The 14,506-nt window shown below is 69.2% G+C and carries 13 protein-coding genes; all 13 read left to right on the forward strand.

The features are described from left to right. Nucleotides 1-45: 45 nt before the first annotated feature. The 13 genes from AC07V5_RS21600 (at nt 46) to AC07V5_RS21660 (ending at nt 14,492) form a co-directional block, all read left to right on the forward strand. Nucleotides 46-1,251, forward strand: a complete 1,206-nt coding sequence (locus tag AC07V5_RS21600) for an ammonium transporter (RefSeq protein ID WP_495117765.1) — start codon at nt 46-48, stop codon at nt 1,249-1,251. Nucleotides 1,252-1,300: 49 nt separating this feature from the next. Then, a complete protein-coding gene (locus AC07V5_RS21605) occupies nt 1,301-2,005 on the forward strand; it encodes a riboflavin synthase subunit alpha (protein WP_495117766.1) in 705 nt (234 codons plus the stop codon). Between the two features lie 177 nt (nt 2,006-2,182). Beyond that, nucleotides 2,183-2,275 carry a K(+)-transporting ATPase subunit F gene (gene kdpF / locus AC07V5_RS21610; protein WP_082532572.1) on the forward strand — a complete coding sequence of 31 codons (93 nt, stop codon included), beginning with the start codon at nt 2,183-2,185 and terminating at the stop codon, nt 2,273-2,275. Beyond that, nucleotides 2,272-4,044: a potassium-transporting ATPase subunit KdpA gene (gene kdpA, locus AC07V5_RS21615; protein WP_495117767.1), complete on the forward strand. Its 1,773-nt coding sequence runs from the start codon at nt 2,272-2,274 to the stop codon at nt 4,042-4,044. The genes kdpF and kdpA overlap by 4 nt, the downstream gene beginning before the upstream one ends. Continuing rightward, the gene (gene kdpB, locus AC07V5_RS21620; RefSeq protein ID WP_495117768.1) at nt 4,041-6,092 is read left to right on the forward strand and encodes a potassium-transporting ATPase subunit KdpB; all 2,052 of its coding nucleotides are present in this window, start codon (nt 4,041-4,043) and stop codon (nt 6,090-6,092) included. Before kdpA ends, kdpB begins: the two co-directional genes overlap by 4 nt. Nucleotides 6,093-6,094: 2 nt before the next feature. Next, on the forward strand, nt 6,095-6,679 hold the full coding sequence (gene kdpC, locus AC07V5_RS21625; RefSeq protein ID WP_495117769.1) for a potassium-transporting ATPase subunit KdpC: 585 nt from the start codon (nt 6,095-6,097) through the stop codon (nt 6,677-6,679). 16 nt (nt 6,680-6,695) lie between these two features. Beyond that, complete coding sequence (locus AC07V5_RS21630; protein WP_495117770.1) at nt 6,696-7,676, forward strand: magnesium and cobalt transport protein CorA; 981 nt, start codon at nt 6,696-6,698, stop codon at nt 7,674-7,676. Continuing rightward, complete coding sequence (locus AC07V5_RS21635; protein WP_495117771.1) at nt 7,673-10,372, forward strand: DUF4118 domain-containing protein; 2,700 nt, start codon at nt 7,673-7,675, stop codon at nt 10,370-10,372. The genes AC07V5_RS21630 and AC07V5_RS21635 overlap by 4 nt, the downstream gene beginning before the upstream one ends. Nucleotides 10,373-10,389: 17 nt before the next feature. Beyond that, nucleotides 10,390-11,055, forward strand: coding sequence for a response regulator (locus AC07V5_RS21640; protein WP_495118021.1), 666 nt, complete (start codon nt 10,390-10,392; stop codon nt 11,053-11,055). Continuing rightward, nucleotides 11,052-11,270 (forward strand): DUF3820 family protein, encoded by a 219-nt coding sequence (locus tag AC07V5_RS21645; RefSeq protein ID WP_495117772.1) that lies wholly within the window; start codon nt 11,052-11,054, stop codon nt 11,268-11,270. The genes AC07V5_RS21640 and AC07V5_RS21645 overlap by 4 nt, the downstream gene beginning before the upstream one ends. A 134-nt stretch (nt 11,271-11,404) precedes the next feature. Continuing rightward, nucleotides 11,405-12,271 (forward strand): ABC transporter ATP-binding protein, encoded by an 867-nt coding sequence (locus tag AC07V5_RS21650; RefSeq protein WP_495117773.1) that lies wholly within the window; start codon nt 11,405-11,407, stop codon nt 12,269-12,271. Continuing rightward, nucleotides 12,268-13,902 carry a hypothetical protein gene (locus tag AC07V5_RS21655; RefSeq protein WP_495117774.1) on the forward strand — a complete coding sequence of 545 codons (1,635 nt, stop codon included), beginning with the start codon at nt 12,268-12,270 and terminating at the stop codon, nt 13,900-13,902. The genes AC07V5_RS21650 and AC07V5_RS21655 overlap by 4 nt, the downstream gene beginning before the upstream one ends. Nucleotides 13,903-13,958: 56 nt before the next feature. Continuing rightward, a complete protein-coding gene (locus AC07V5_RS21660; RefSeq protein WP_495117775.1) occupies nt 13,959-14,492 on the forward strand; it encodes a hypothetical protein in 534 nt (177 codons plus the stop codon). Nucleotides 14,493-14,506: the final 14 nt, after the last annotated feature.

The following is a 14,506-nucleotide window of genomic DNA, read 5'->3' on the forward strand; positions in this document are numbered from 1 at the left end:
TGGTGCATGTCGCCCAAGTCTGGCGCCGGGTCAGCGGAGACAGCGTTGGAGTCATCGATCAAGCAGGGCGCGGATGCGCTCTTCATCCTGCTGGGCGCCATCATGGTGCTGGCCATGCATGCGGGCTTTGCCTTCCTTGAACTGGGCACGGTGCGCAAGAAGAACCAGGTCAATGCCCTGGTCAAGATCCTCGTGGACTTCGCCGTGTCCACGCTGGCCTACTTCCTGGTGGGTTACCTGGTGGCCTACGGCACGCACTTCTTCGTCGGCGCCGAACAGCTCGCGCAGAAGAACGGCTATGAGCTCGTCAAGTTCTTCTTCCTGCTGACCTTCGCCGCGGCCATCCCCGCCATCGTGTCGGGCGGCATCGCCGAGCGGGCGCGCTTTGGCCCGCAACTGGCGGCCACGGCCGTCATCGTCGGCTTCATCTACCCGGCCTTCGAGGGCGTGGCCTGGAACCAGGCGTTTGGGCTCCAGGCCTGGCTGAAGGCGGCCACCGGCGCCGAGTTCCATGACTTCGCCGGCAGCGTCGTCGTGCATGCCGTGGGCGGCTGGATCGGCCTGGCGGCCGTGCTGCTCCTGGGGCCCCGTCTGAATCGCTACCGCAAGGACGGCGCCATGAGCGCCCATCCGCCATCCAGCATCCCCTTCCTGGCGCTGGGCGCCTGGGTGCTGACGGTGGGCTGGTTCGGCTTCAACGTGATGAGCGCGCAGACGCTGGACAAGATGTCGGGCCTCGTCGCGGTCAACTCGCTGATGGCCATGGCCGGCGGCACGTTGGTGGCCGTGCTGCTGGGCCGCAACGACCCCGGCTTTGCCTACAACGGGCCGCTGGCTGGCCTGGTCGCCGTCTGCGCCGGCTCGGACGTCATGCACCCGCTGGGCGCGCTGGCGACGGGCGGCGTGGCCGGCTGGCTGTTCGTCAAGTTCTTCACCCTGACGCAGAACCGCTGGAAGATCGACGACGTGCTGGGTGTGTGGCCGCTGCACGGCCTGTGCGGTGCCTGGGGCGGCATCGCCTGCGGCATCTTCGGCCAGAAGGCGCTGGGCGGCATCGGCGGCGTCAGCTTTGGCGCGCAGCTGATCGGCACGCTAGGTGGCGTGGCCTGGGCGCTGGCGGGCGGCTTCGTCGTCTACGGCTTGATCCGCCAATTCGTCGGCCTGCGGCTGGACGCCGAGCAGGAGTTCGAGGGCGCCGACCTGTCCATCCACAAGATCGGCTCCACGCCTGACCGCGAGGTCAGCTGGTAAGCTGGTTCATCGCCTTCCAGACAGGCCCCGCCCGGGGCCTTTTCTCATCATGTTCACAGGCATCGTCCAGGGCGTCGCCCACGTCGAATCCATCGAAGCCCGCGAGGGGCTGCACACGCTGCACCTGAAGTTTCCCGAGGGCTTCGACGACGAGCTGGCCATCGGCGCCAGCGTGTCCTGCGATGGCGTCTGCCTGACGGTCACCGAGCGCCCGGCAGCGGGCGTTGCGAGCTTCGACGTGATGGCGCAAACGCTCAACCTGACGACGCTGGGTGGCCTGCAGGTGGGCTCGGGCCTGAACGTCGAGCGTGCAGCGAAAGAGGGCGTCGAGATCGGCGGCCATCCGCTGTCCGGCCATGTCGACGTGTCGGCCCGCATCGCCGAGATCCGCCGGCCCGACAACAACCATGTCATCCGCTTCGCACTGCCCGCGCCGTGGATGCGCTACGTCTTCGCCAAGGGCTACATCGGCGTCAACGGCTGCAGCCTGACCGTGGCCGAAGCCCAGCGCGAGCGCGACGGTTCTGGCTGGTTCGAGGTGTGGCTCATCCCCGAGACGCTGCGCATGACGACCTTCGGCGACAAGGGCGTCGGTGACGCCATCCACATCGAGATCGAGCGCAGCACCCAGGTGGTCGTCGACACGGTGCGCGATGCGCTGGACGAAAAGCTGGGGCCGCTGCTGCCGGTGCTGGAAGCCATCGCGCGGGAGCGCGGCATCGACATCACCCAATTGGCGATCGGCAAGTCTTGATGCTTTCTTGATAGGCCCCGCCTCGATCTTGTCGAGGCTTTGAGGACGGAATTTCCAGAATGCCTCCATCGTTATTGGAGGTGTCATGGACATCGTTTTTCTGGGTCTGGGTGCGGCTCTCGCACTGTTGACCGGGCTCGCGGCCTGGGGCTGCGACAAGCTGGCGAGGAGGAAGTCATGAGTGGCTTCGAACTCGCCGCCGCCATCCTCGTCGTGGGGCTGGTGGGCTATCTGTTCTGGGCGCTGCTGTTCCCCGAGGACTTGTCATGAGTACCTCCGCCTGGATTCAGCTGGTGGCCTTCCTGGTCGTGCTGTTCGCCGTGGCCTGGCCGCTGGCGCGGTGGATCCACGCCGCGATGGAGGGCCGCATAGGTTGGCTGCGCCGCGCGGAGCGCGGGCTGCTGAAGTTGGCCGGCGTGGATGCCGAAGCAGAGCAGGGCTGGCTGCGCTACGCGCTGGGCCTGCTGATCTTCAATGCGCTGGGCCTCGTGGCTGTCTACGCGCTGCAGCGGCTGCAGCACCTGCTGCCCCTGAACCCGCAAGGCCTGGGCGCGGTGGCACCGGACTCGGCCTTCAACACCGCCGTCAGCTTCGTGACCAACACGAACTGGCAAGGCTATGGCGGCGAGACGACGATGAGCTATCTGACGCAGATGCTCGCGCTGACGGTGCAGAACTTCCTGTCCGCCGCCACCGGCATCGCGGTCGTCGTGGCCCTCGTGCGCGGCTTCGCCCGCCACTCGAGCAAGGCCATCGGCAACGTCTGGGCCGACCTGACCCGCGCCACGCTGTGGGTGCTGCTGCCGCTGTCCTTCGTGTTCGCCCTCGTGCTGGCCGGCATGGGTGTCGTGCAGACGCTCCAGCCCTACCGGGACGTGACGACGATCGAGGCGCAGAGCTGGCAGGAGCCCAAGCCCGGCGCCGACGGCCAGCCGGTCATGGAGGACAAGAGCGGCCAGAGCCAGAGCATCGCGCTCGGCCCGGTCGCGTCCCAACTGGCCATCAAAATGCTGGGCACCAACGGCGGTGGCTTCTTCAACGCCAACTCCGCCCACCCGTTCGAGAACCCGACCGCGGCGACCAACGCGCTGCAGATGCTGTCCATCTTCCTGATCCCGGCGGCGCTGTGCTTCGTGCTGGGCCGCCAGGTGGGCGATATGCGCCAGGGCTGGGCGCTGCTGGGCGCAATGACGGCGATGTTCGTCGTCGCGGTGGTCATCGCCACAGGCGCGGAGCAGGCCGGCAACCCGCAACTGGCCTCGCTCGGCGTGGATGCCACTGCCAGCGCGACGCAGCCGGGCGGCAACATGGAGGGCAAGGAAGCTCGCTTCGGCATCGCCGCCTCGTCGCTGTTCGCCGTCATCACGACGGCGGCCAGCTGCGGCGCCGTCAACGCAATGCACGACAGCTTCACGCCGCTGGGCGGCCTGGTGCCGCTCGTGATGATCCAGCTGGGTGAGGTCGTCTTCGGCGGCGTCGGCGCGGGCTTGTACGGCATGCTGGTGTTCGCGATGCTGGCCGTGTTCGTCGCAGGGCTGATGATCGGCCGCACGCCCGAATACCTCGGCAAGAAGATCGAGGCCTTCGACATGAAGATGGTCTCGCTGGCCATCCTGCTGACGCCGCTGGCGGTGCTCATCGGCACGGCGGTGGCGGTCGTCACGGAGCCGGGCAAGGCCGGCATCGCAGCACCTGGCGCTCACGGCTTCAGCGAGGTGCTGTACGCGCTTTCGTCCGCCGGCAACAACAACGGCAGCGCCTTCGCGGGCCTGTCCGCCAACACGCCGTTCTACAACCTGCTGCTGGGCCTGGTGATGTGGATAGGCCGCTTCGGCGTCATCGTGCCGGTGCTGGCCATGGCCGGTTCGCTGGCGGGCAAGAAGCGCCTGGCCGCCGGTGAGGGCACGCTGCCCACGCACGGTCCGCTGTTCATCGCACTGCTGATCGGCGTGGTGTTGCTGGTCGGTCTTCTGAACTACGTGCCGGCGCTGGCCCTGGGCCCCGTCGTCGAGCACCTCATCCTCTGGAGCGCCTCATGAGTCGCGCTGGTTTTTCGCTGTTCGATCCCAGGCTGGCCCGCCAAGCCTTGGGCGAATCCTTCACCAAGCTGGACCCGCGCACTCAAGCGCGCAACCCGGTGATGTTCGTCGTCTACCTCGGCAGCCTGCTGACGACGGCGCTGTCCATGGCCCAGCCGAACGGCTTCGTCATCGCCGTGACGGTGTGGCTGTGGTTCACCGTGCTGTTCGCCAACTTCGCCGAGGCACTGGCCGAGGGCCGCAGCAAGGCCCAGGCCGCATCGCTGCGCGGCTTGAAGAAGGAGACCTGGGCCAAGGTTGCCGAAGGCTGGAAGCCGGGCGTCGCCCGTGATTCGCTGCAGTGGCATCCGCGCGAAGCCGGCACGCTGCGCAAGGGCGAGGTCGTGCTGATCGTGGCCGGCGACGTCGTGCCCGCCGATGCCGAGGTGATCGACGGTGTCGCGTCGGTGGACGAGAGCGCCATCACCGGCGAGTCCGCGCCCGTCATCCGCGAGAGCGGCGGCGATTTCTCGGCGCTCACCGGTGGCACCCGCGTGCTGTCCGACTGGGTCATCGCCCGTGTGGCGGTCAACCCCGGCGAGACCTTCGTCGACCGCATGATCGCGATGGTGGAGGGCGCCCAGCGCAAGCGCACGCCCAACGAGATCGCGCTGACCATCCTGCTGGTGGCGCTGACGCTGGTGTTCCTGGGCGTCTGCGCCACGCTGTTGCCGTTCTCGCAGTTCAGCGTGGCGGTGGCGGGCTCTGGCCAGCCGGTGAGCATCGTCGTCCTCGTGGCGCTGCTCGTCTGCCTGATCCCCACCACCATCGCCGGCCTGCTGTCGGCCGTGGGCGTGGCCGGCATGAGCCGCATGCTGCAGGCCAACGTCATCGCCACCTCGGGCCGGGCGGTGGAGGCTGCGGGCGACGTGGACGTGCTGCTGCTGGACAAGACCGGCACCATCACGCTGGGCAATCGCCAGGCCGATGCCTTCTGGCCCGTCGAGGGCGCCAGCGAGGCCCAGCTTGCCGACGTTGCGCGCCTGGCCTCGCTGGCCGACGAGACGCCCGAGGGTCGCAGCATCGTGGCGCTGGCCGACCGCAAGTTCGGCGGCGCTGCCGCCACCGAGCGTGGCGAGTTCGTGCCCTTCACCGCCCAGACCCGCATGAGCGGCGTGGACCTTGGCGCGCGGCAGATCCGCAAGGGCGCTGGCAGCGCGGTGCGTGCGCATGTCGAGGCGCTGGGTGGCCGCTGGCCCGCCAGCGTGCAGGCCAGCGTGGACGAAGCCGCCCGCCGCGGCAGCACGCCGCTGGTGGTGGCCGATGACGTGCAGGTGCTCGGCGTCGTCGAGCTCAAGGACATCGTCAAGCCCGGCATCAAGGAGCGCTTCGCGCAACTGCGCCGCATGGGCATCAAGACCATCATGGTCACGGGTGACAACCGGCTCACCGCGGCGGCCATCGCCGCCGAGGCGGGTGTGGACGACTTCCTCGCCGAGGCCACGCCCGAAGCCAAGCTGGCACTGATCCGAGAGCACCAGTCGCAAGGCCGGCTGGTGGCCATGACCGGCGACGGCACCAACGATGCGCCGGCGCTTGCCCAGGCCGACGTGGCCGTCGCGATGAACACCGGCACGCAGGCCGCGAAAGAGGCCGGCAACATGGTGGACCTCGACAGCAACCCGACCAAGCTCATCGAGGTCGTCGAGACCGGCAAGCAGATGCTGATGACGCGTGGGTCGCTGACGACCTTCAGCATCGCCAACGACCTGGCCAAGTACTTTGCCGTGCTGCCCGCGGCCTTCGTGTCGACCTACCCGCAGCTGGGCTCGCTCAACGTCATGCATCTGGCCAGCCCCAACTCGGCCATCCTGAGTGCGGTCATCTTCAACGCGCTGATCATCGTCGTGCTGATCCCGCTGGCCCTCAAGGGCGTGCGCTACCGCGCCATCGGCGCCGCCAGCCTGTTGCGCCGCAACCTGCTCGTCTACGGCCTGGGCGGCGTCATCGTGCCCTTCATCGGCATCAAGGCCATCGACCTGCTGCTGGTCGCCCTTCACATCGCCTGATCATGAACACCCAACTCCGCCCCGCGCTGACCCTCTTCCTGCTGTTCAGCCTCATCACCGGCCTGGCCTATCCGCTGGCCGTCACCGGCATTGCGCAGACGCTGTTCCCGCATGCGGCCAATGGCAGCCTCGTCGTCCAGGACGGCAAGACCGTCGGCTCCGAGCTGATCGGCCAGGCCTTCACCGCCCCTGGCCACTTCTGGAGCCGCCCGTCGGCCACCGGCCCCATGCCTTACAACGCGGGCAACTCCGCCGGCTCCAACCTCGCGCCGACGGCGCCGGCCTTGGTGGATGCGGTCAAGGCCCGCGTCGAGGCGCTCCGCTTGGCCGACCCCGGCAACACGGCACCCGTGCCGGTCGACCTCGTGACAGCTTCCGCCAGTGGCCTGGACCCGCACATCAGCCGCGCCGCCGCCGACTACCAGCTCGCCCGTGTGGCGCGCGCCCGTGGCTTGCCGGTGGAGCGTGTGCGTGCGCTCGTCGAGCAGCACACCGAGGGCCGCTGGCTGGGCTTCATCGGCGAGCCGCGCGTGAACGTGCTGAGCCTCAACCTCGCGCTGGAGCGTGCGACGATGGCCGCACGATGACTCCCGGCAGAACAACATGCTGATCAACAGCGCCGTGTACGAGGATGGCCGCATCGTTTGCGAGCCCGGGCTGGAGGGCGTTTCCGAGGCGCTCGAAAGCCAGAGCGGCTTTGTCTGGATCGCACTGCGCGACCCGAGCGATGACGAACTCAACCTGCTTCAGCGCGAGCTGAACCTGCCGCCCCTGGCCGTTGAAGACGCCCGCAAGGGCCACCAGCGCCCCAAGCTGGAGGAATACGGCGACATGCTGTTCGCCGCGATGCACCTGCTCGAAGGCGGCGAGGACGACGGAGACGGCAGCCTGGAAGTGGGCGAAGTGCATGTCTTCGTCGGGGCGCGCTTCATCGTGTCGGTGCGCCACCGCAGCGCGCAAGGTTTCCTCGGCGTGCGCGGGCGTGCCGAGCGCGAGCCTCACCTGCTGAAGCAAGGGCCGGGCTTCGTCTTCTACGCGCTGATGGACGCCGTCGTGGACCGCTACTTTCCGCTCATCGATGCCATCGAGGCCGAGCTGGAAGGGCTGGAGGAAACCATGTTCCAGCCCGGCCTGGACCGCCAGGCCGTCGTGCAGCGCTTGTTCGGCCTCAAGCAGCGCCTGGCCACGTTGCGCCACGCCGTCACGCCGCTGCTGGAGGTGACCTCCAAGCTGCATGGTGGCCGCGTGCCCGTCGTGTGCAAGGCCTTGCAGGACTACTTTCGCGACGTCTACGACCATCTGCTGCGCATCCAGGCCAGCATCGATGCCGCGCGCGAAACCATCATCGCGGCCACGCAGGTCAACCTCACTCTCGTCACGCTGGACGAATCGCTCGTCACCAAGCGGCTGGCGGCCTGGGCCGCCATCTTTGCAGCATCCACGGCGCTGGCTGGCATCTGGGGCATGAACTTCGAGACGATGCCCGAGCTGAAATGGGCCTTCGGCTACCCGATGGCGCTGTGCGTGATCGTGCTTGTCAGCGGCGCTCTTTACTGGCGCTTCAAGCGCTTGAAGTGGTTGTGAACGAGGACAGGCCTGACCCCGACGCCTTGCTTGCCAAGGTCCAGCGCGACGAAGCCGCCGCCAAGCGTGGCCGGCTGAAGATCTTCTTCGGCGCCAACGCCGGCGTCGGCAAGACCTTCGCGATGCTGGCAGCCGCACACTCGGCGCAGCGCCAGGGCAGGGCGGTACGCATCGGCGTCGTCGAGACACACGGGCGGGCGGACACCGAGGGCATCGCGCGTGACTTGGCGCGGCTGCCGCTGAAGGACATCGCCCACCGCGGCCAGACGCTGCGCGAGTTCGACCTCGACGCTGCCCTCGCATGGGGCCAACAGCAACCTAGCGGCGTGCTGCTGCTGGATGAGCTGGCCCACAGCAATGCAACGGGATCGCGCCACGCCAAGCGCTGGCAGGACGCGCAGGAGTTGCGCGAGGCCGGCGTGGAGGTGTGGACGACGCTAAACGTGCAGCATCTGGAGAGCCTGAACGACGTGGTGGGCGGCATCACCGGCATCCGCGTCTGGGAGACGCTGCCGGACAAGGTCTTCGACGCGGCCGACGAGGTGGTCGTCGTCGACCTGCCGCCCGACGAGCTGCTGCAGCGGTTGAAAGAAGGCAAGGTCTACCTGCCGGCCCAGGCCGAGCGGGCGGCGAAGAACTTCTTCCGCAAGGGCAACCTGCTCGCGCTGCGCGAACTGGCCCTGCGCCGCACGGCCGACCGTGTGGACGACCAGATGCAGGCCTACCGGCGTGAGTACACGGACCTGGGCAAGGGTGCGGTCTGGCCCAACCGCGAGTCGTTGCTGGCTTGCGTGGGCCCGGGGGCTGCCAGCGACAAGGTCGTGCGCAGCGCGGCCCGCCTGGCCCAGCAACTGGGCCTGGATTGGCATGCCGTGCACGTGCAGACAGCCCGTGCGCTGGGCGATGCAGCCCGCCAGCGCGTGCAGCGCACGCTGGAGCTGGCGCAGTCGCTAGGCGCACGCACGGCTGAGCTCTCGGCGCCCGAGGTGGCCCGCGCCCTGGTGGGCTATGCGCGCGAGCACAACCTGGCCCGCCTCGTCGTCGGCCGGCGTGAGCGGGCGTGGCGCTGGCCCGGGCGGCCGTCGCTGGCCGAGGCGCTGAACCAGCTCGCCGAGGAGATGGACGTGCTGCAGGTCGCACTGCCGGCTGCCGCGCGCGAGCGGCCGCAGCCGGCGCCACGCGGGCTGCTCACGCCGCAGGCCCTGCGCGGCCACGCGGCGGCGCTGGCCGGTGTGGCGTTGACGACGGCCGTCTCCCAGCTGCTGCTGGGCTTCATGGCGCCGACGAACATCGCCATGCTTTATCTGCTCAATGTCGTTGGCGTGGCGCTGCGCTTCGGCCGCGCGCCGGCGGCGCTGGCGGCGCTGCTGGGCGTGGCGGCCTTCGACTTCGCCTTCGTCGAGCCCAGGGGCTCGTTCGCGGTGGGCGACGCGCAATACCTCGTCACCTTCGCCGTGCTGCTGCTCGTCGGCCTCGTCATCGGTCAGCTGGCGGCCGGCCTGCAGGCGCAGGCACGGGCGGCCCAGGAGCGCGAGCGCCGCGTGCGCGGGCTGTACGCCATGTCGCGCGACCTGGGCGCTGCCCTTGTGCCCGAGCAGGTGGCCGAGATTGCCACGCGCTTCCTGCGTGCCGAGTTCGGCGTCGCGTCCGCCGTGCTGGTGCCACCCTTGGGAGCCACGGCGGGCCGCGAGGTGTTGGCGATGCTGCCGGTTTCAGGTGCAGCGAGCGTGCAGCCCGACCTCGGCGTGGCCCAGTGGGCCTTCGACCATGGGCAGGCGGCGGGGCAGGGCACCGATACCTTGCCCGCCAGCCCCTGCCTGATGCTGCCGCTGAGCGCGCCGATGCGGCAGCGTGGCGTGCTGGCGGTGGAGGGGCGCACCGGCAGCGCGGCGCGGCGCTGGTCGCCCGAGGAGCGCGAGCTGCTGGACACCTGCGCGGCGCTCCTGGCCATCTCGTTGGAGCGCATCCACTACATCGAAGTGGCGCAGCACAGCACCCTGCAGATCGAGAGCGAGCGGCTGCGCAACTCGCTGCTGACGGCCATCTCGCATGACCTGCGCACGCCGTTGGCAGCACTGGTGGGCCTGGCCGATGCCCTCAAGCTGACGCCGTTGAATGCGCCGCAAACCGACGTGGCCGACGCGATGCGCCGCTCGGCGCTGCGCATGAGCGCGCTGGTGGGCAACCTGCTGGACATGGCGCGGCTGCAGTCTGGGGCGGTGCAGCTCAACCGCCACTGGCTGCCGCTGCAGGAGGTTGTCGGCAGCGCCCTCGCGAGCCTGGACGAGGTGCTGGCGGGGCGCGACGTGGCCGTGGAGCTGCCGGCCGAGCTGCCCCTGGTGGAGCTGGATGCCGTGCTCATCGAGCGCGTGCTCGTCAACCTGCTGGAGAACGCGGCCAAGTACGCGAGCGGCTCCTTGCGCATCAGCGCCCGCACGGCGGGGCGCCATGTCGAGATCGACGTGGCAGACCGCGGCCCCGGCTTTCCGGCCGGCCGCGAGGAACAGCTCTTCGACAAGTTCGAGCGCGGCGACCGCGAGAGCGCCACGCCTGGCGTGGGCCTGGGCCTCGCCATCTGCAAGGCCATCGTGGATGCGCATGGCGGGCGCATCAGCGCCCACAATGTCGCGACCGGCGGTGCCTGTGTCCGCATCGAGCTTCCTCTCGGTCAGCCGCCGGCGGAGAAGCCTGAGTGAGCGCCGCACGCGTGTTGATGATCGAGGACGAGCCGGAGATCCGGCGATTTGTGCGCATGGCGCTGGAGAGCGAGGGCCTGGAGGTTTTCGAGGCCACCACGCTGCAGCGCGGCCTCATCGACGCGGCCACGCGACGGCCCGAACTCGTCGTGCTGGATCTGGGTCTGCCCGACGGCGACGGGTTGGATTTCATCCGCGAGTTCCGCGGCTGGTCGCAGGCACCCATCCTCGTGCTGTCGGCCCGCGAGGGCGAAGAGCGCAAGGTGCAGGCGCTGGACGCTGGTGCCGACGACTACCTCGTCAAGCCCTTCGGCGTGGCCGAACTGCTGGCCCGCGTGCGCGTGCAGCTGCGCAGGCGCGGCGGCGCTGGCAGCGATGCCGACCCCGTGCTGCGTTTCGGTGACGTGGCCGTGGACCGGGCGCTGCGCGTGGTCACCAAGGGCGGCGAGGAACTGCACCTGACGCCCATCGAATACCGCCTGCTGCAGGAACTGGCCAACGCCCCCGGCCGCGTGCTGACTCACCAACACCTGCTCAAGACCGTCTGGGGGCCGGGCCACGCCGAGGACGTGCACTATGTGCGCGTGCACATGGCCAATCTGCGCAAGAAGCTCGAGGCCGACCCCAACAGGCCGCAGTGGCTGGTGACGGAGGCCGGCGTGGGTTATCGGCTCAAGACATGAATCCGGAAGACCTCCTCAAGCTCGTCAAGACCGAGATGCCCTTCGGCAAGCACAAGGGCACGCTGATCGCCGATCTGCCGGGCAACTATCTCGGCTGGTTTGCGCGCGAAGGCTTTCCCAAGGGCGAGATGGGTCGGCTGCTGGCGCTGATGTACGAGATGGATCACAACGACCTGCGGGACCTGCTCAAGCCGCTGCGGGGCAGGGGCCGGTGAGGCAGTTGGCGTGACGCCGGCCCAGGCCGCGCTTTCGCCGGCCTGAACCGCGCGCTGAGCGGTCTGTCGCAAGCGCGTTGGAGACTGGCCCTGCGGTCCTTAGGCTGAGCTCATTCACAAGATGAGGAGTGGCCATGCTGCAGATTCAAAACGTCTCCAAAACCTTCGGAAAGCTCCATGCCGTCGATGGCGTGACGCTTGATCTCAAGCCCGGCGTCGTCGGCCTCATCGGCCACAACGGCGCGGGCAAGAGCACGCTGATGCAGATGCTGGCGACGCTCACGAAACCCACGAGCGGGCGCATCCTGCTGGACGGCGAGGACATCGTCGCCAAGCCGGAGCTGATGCGCCGGCGCCTGGGTTATCTGCCGCAGGACTTCGGTGTCTATCCGCACCTGACGGCGCTCGAATTCCTGCAGTACTTCGCGGCGCTGAAGGGCGTGCGGGACCGGCAGCGACTGCACGACCTGCTGGAGCTGGTGAACCTGCACGAGCAGGCCAACCGCCCGGCCATGGGATTCTCGGGCGGCATGCGCCAGCGCCTGGGCATCGCGCAGGCCCTGCTGAACGATCCCGATGTGCTCATCGTTGATGAACCGACGGCCGGCCTCGATCCCGAGGAGCGCCTGCGCTTTCGCCATCTGCTGGGCGACCTTGGGCGCAAGCGCCTGGTCATCGTGTCGACCCATATCGTGTCCGACGTCGAGAACATGGCTGGGAACCTGGCCATCCTGCGCCAGGGCCGCCTCGTGGCCTTCGAGACGCCCGAGGCTGTGATCGCGCGCGCCGCTGGCAAGGTCTGGACGGCGCTGCTCGCACCGGCCGACTACGAGGCGTTGAAGGGGCATGTGCAAGTGCTGCAGGCGCAGCCGCAGGGCAGCCGCGTGCAGGTGCGCATGGCACATCCTTCGCGCCCCTTTGCTGAAGCCGAGCTGGCGAACGCCAGCCTCGAGGAGGCGCTGATGACGCAACGCTATGCCGATGCGCGGGTGGCAGCATGAGCGCCCCCGAATTCCCGCTGGCAGCAGCGATGCCCGGGCCCAAGGGCGTGGCCATGAACTGGGCGCTCTACAAGGCCCTGGTGCTGAACGAATGGCGGCTGCGCAGCCGCCGGCTCAGCAGCCTCGTCATCCTGCTGGCCGTGGTGGCCGTGAGCTGGTTCATGGTGCTGGACCCGAAGAGCGGCGCCGCGATGATGGTCGTGAACAAGCAGCGCATTGCCTACGAGAGCCAGGCGCTGGCTTTCGCCACCAACCTGATCGCATCGCTGCTGTTCGGCCTGGCCGGCTTCTACCTGGCGCGCGGCCGCACTCAGGAAGACCTGCGCTGCGGCACCGCATCCGTGCTGGCCGCCACGCCGGTCAGCAACGCGCAGTTGCTGGGGGTGCGCTGGCTGGGCGCCTTCGGCTTCCTGTTCTCGCTGGGCACCGTCGTCATGCTGACTGTGTGGGTGCTGCAACTCGTGCGCGGCGAAGGCCCGCTGCAACCGCTGCCCTACCTGCAGATGCTGGTGTTCGGGCTGGCGCCCGGCTTGATGCTGTGCGCCAGCCTGGCCGTACTGGCCGACGCCTGGGCGCCGCTGATGGGCAAGCGGGGGGACGCGATCTACTGGGTGCTGTGGATGGTGCAGTTCGCCTTCGTCCCGGCCACGCTGGGGCAGGGCGCCGTGCGCCTGACCGGCTGGCAGGTGTTCGACATCAACGGCATGTCACCGATGCTGGTGGGCGTGAGCCGGCTGATGGACGTCAGCCACATCAGCGTCGGTGGCAGCCCGTTCGACGCCACGCTGCCCATCCTGCACATGCCCGAAGGCCTGTGGAGCGCCGAGCTGATTGCGCTGCGCCTAGGCTCGATGGCCCTGGCCCTGCTGCCGCTGGTGCCCGCCGTGCTGTTCTTCCATCGCTATGCACCGGACCGCGTGAAGCTGCGCAACCCGGCCAGCCGCTGGCGTGTGGTGGCGGCGCTGCAGTGGCTGCTGCGCCCGCTGATGCGGCCCTTCACCTTTGCCCTGGGTCTGCTGCTGCGCGCCAGTGCCCAGCTGCCTGGCCTGCCCGGCCGCTGGCTGGCGGACGTGAGCCTGGTGCTGCTCAGCCAGCCGCTGCTGGCCCTGGCGATGGGTGCGGGCGCGGTGGCCTGTGCGGTGGCCCCGGTTGCGACATTGCAGATGCTGCTGGCGGCAACGCTGTGCGCCTGGGGCATGGCCGTGGCTGACGTGAGCTCACGCGACCTGCAGAGCGGCACCCTAGCCTTGGCGAGCGCAGCGCCCGGCGGAGCCTGGGAGCGCGGCTGGCGCCAGGCGCTGGCGGCCTTGGGCCTGGGGTTGATGTTGGCCCTGCCGGCCTTGCTGCGCCTGGGCGCGGTCTCGCCGATGCAGGCACTGGCGTGTGTGGCCGGTCTGCTCTTCCTCAGCGTGGCTGCCACGCTGCTGGGCCGGCTGACCCAGGGCTCGCGCACCTTCCTGGCTCTGTTCCTGTTCGCGCTCTACCTCAACCTGCAGAAGACCGGTGTTGCCGCGCTGGACTTGCTGGGCTTGGTGGGCGACGCCAGCGCAGGCAGCGCCGCGGGCTACGCATTGGCGGGGATGGTGGGCGTGGCGGCCTTGCTGGCCTGGCCCCGGCTGCGTCGGACCTGATCCGCAGGCCCCGGCCTACAGCGCCCGCTTGGAAAACGGCGCAAGATTCATGGGCCATGACTGCACCCATCACTGCACGTTCTGCCGGCCTGCTCGTCTTCCTGTTCGCGCAGGGGGTGTCGGGCCTGCTGTGCGCAGAGGAGCTGCCCAGGTCGCCGGCCTGCCGCACGGCGCTGGTGGCCCTGGACGAGGCGGAGGACGCCATCGCGGCTGCCACTGCCGCCTCATCGGCCAGCCCGGCCGACCAGCAGCGGCAGCGCTCGGTGGTCGCACGGCTGCAGCCTTTGCGCAAGCGAGTGGCGGATGCCTGCCTCGGCGGGCTCACCACCTCGCCACCGCCGTCCCAGCACACCTGGGTGCTGCCCGAAGCGCCCGTTCGACCCAGCGTGGCCGCGCCGCGCCTGCCTCTGCCTGCAACGCCGCCGGTGACCGTGCCCATGCCCCGCTTTGAGCCCCCCGTCATGGTGACGAATTGCAATGCCGCCACCTGCCTGACCAGCGACGGCACGACGATGACCCGCGTCGGCCCCAACCTGGTGGGGCCGCGTGGCAGTTGCACCGTGCAGGGCGTCTTTCTGCGCTGTCCTTAGCATTGCGGCTTCCA

The sequence above is a fragment of the Roseateles sp. GW821-FHT02E12 genome (genome assembly GCF_059421665.1).

Bases quoted from the DNA above. Each gene is read 5' to 3' on its own strand.
- AC07V5_RS21640 (WP_495118021.1), top strand. From the start codon at position 10,390: ATGATCGAGGACGAGCCGGAGATCCGGCGATTTGTGCGCATGGCGCTG.
- AC07V5_RS21660 (WP_495117775.1), top strand. From the start codon at position 13,959: ATGACTGCACCCATCACTGCACGTTCTGCCGGCCTGCTCGTCTTCCTG.
- AC07V5_RS21650 (WP_495117773.1), top strand. From the start codon at position 11,405: ATGCTGCAGATTCAAAACGTCTCCAAAACCTTCGGAAAGCTCCATGCC.
- AC07V5_RS21655 (WP_495117774.1), top strand. From the start codon at position 12,268: ATGAGCGCCCCCGAATTCCCGCTGGCAGCAGCGATGCCCGGGCCCAAG.
- AC07V5_RS21605 (WP_495117766.1), top strand. From the start codon at position 1,301: ATGTTCACAGGCATCGTCCAGGGCGTCGCCCACGTCGAATCCATCGAA.
- kdpB (WP_495117768.1), top strand. From the start codon at position 4,041: ATGAGTCGCGCTGGTTTTTCGCTGTTCGATCCCAGGCTGGCCCGCCAA.
- kdpC (WP_495117769.1), top strand. From the start codon at position 6,095: ATGAACACCCAACTCCGCCCCGCGCTGACCCTCTTCCTGCTGTTCAGC.
- kdpA (WP_495117767.1), top strand. From the start codon at position 2,272: ATGAGTACCTCCGCCTGGATTCAGCTGGTGGCCTTCCTGGTCGTGCTG.
- AC07V5_RS21645 (WP_495117772.1), top strand. From the start codon at position 11,052: ATGAATCCGGAAGACCTCCTCAAGCTCGTCAAGACCGAGATGCCCTTC.
- AC07V5_RS21630 (WP_495117770.1), top strand. From the start codon at position 6,696: ATGCTGATCAACAGCGCCGTGTACGAGGATGGCCGCATCGTTTGCGAG.
- kdpF (WP_082532572.1), top strand. From the start codon at position 2,183: ATGAGTGGCTTCGAACTCGCCGCCGCCATCCTCGTCGTGGGGCTGGTG.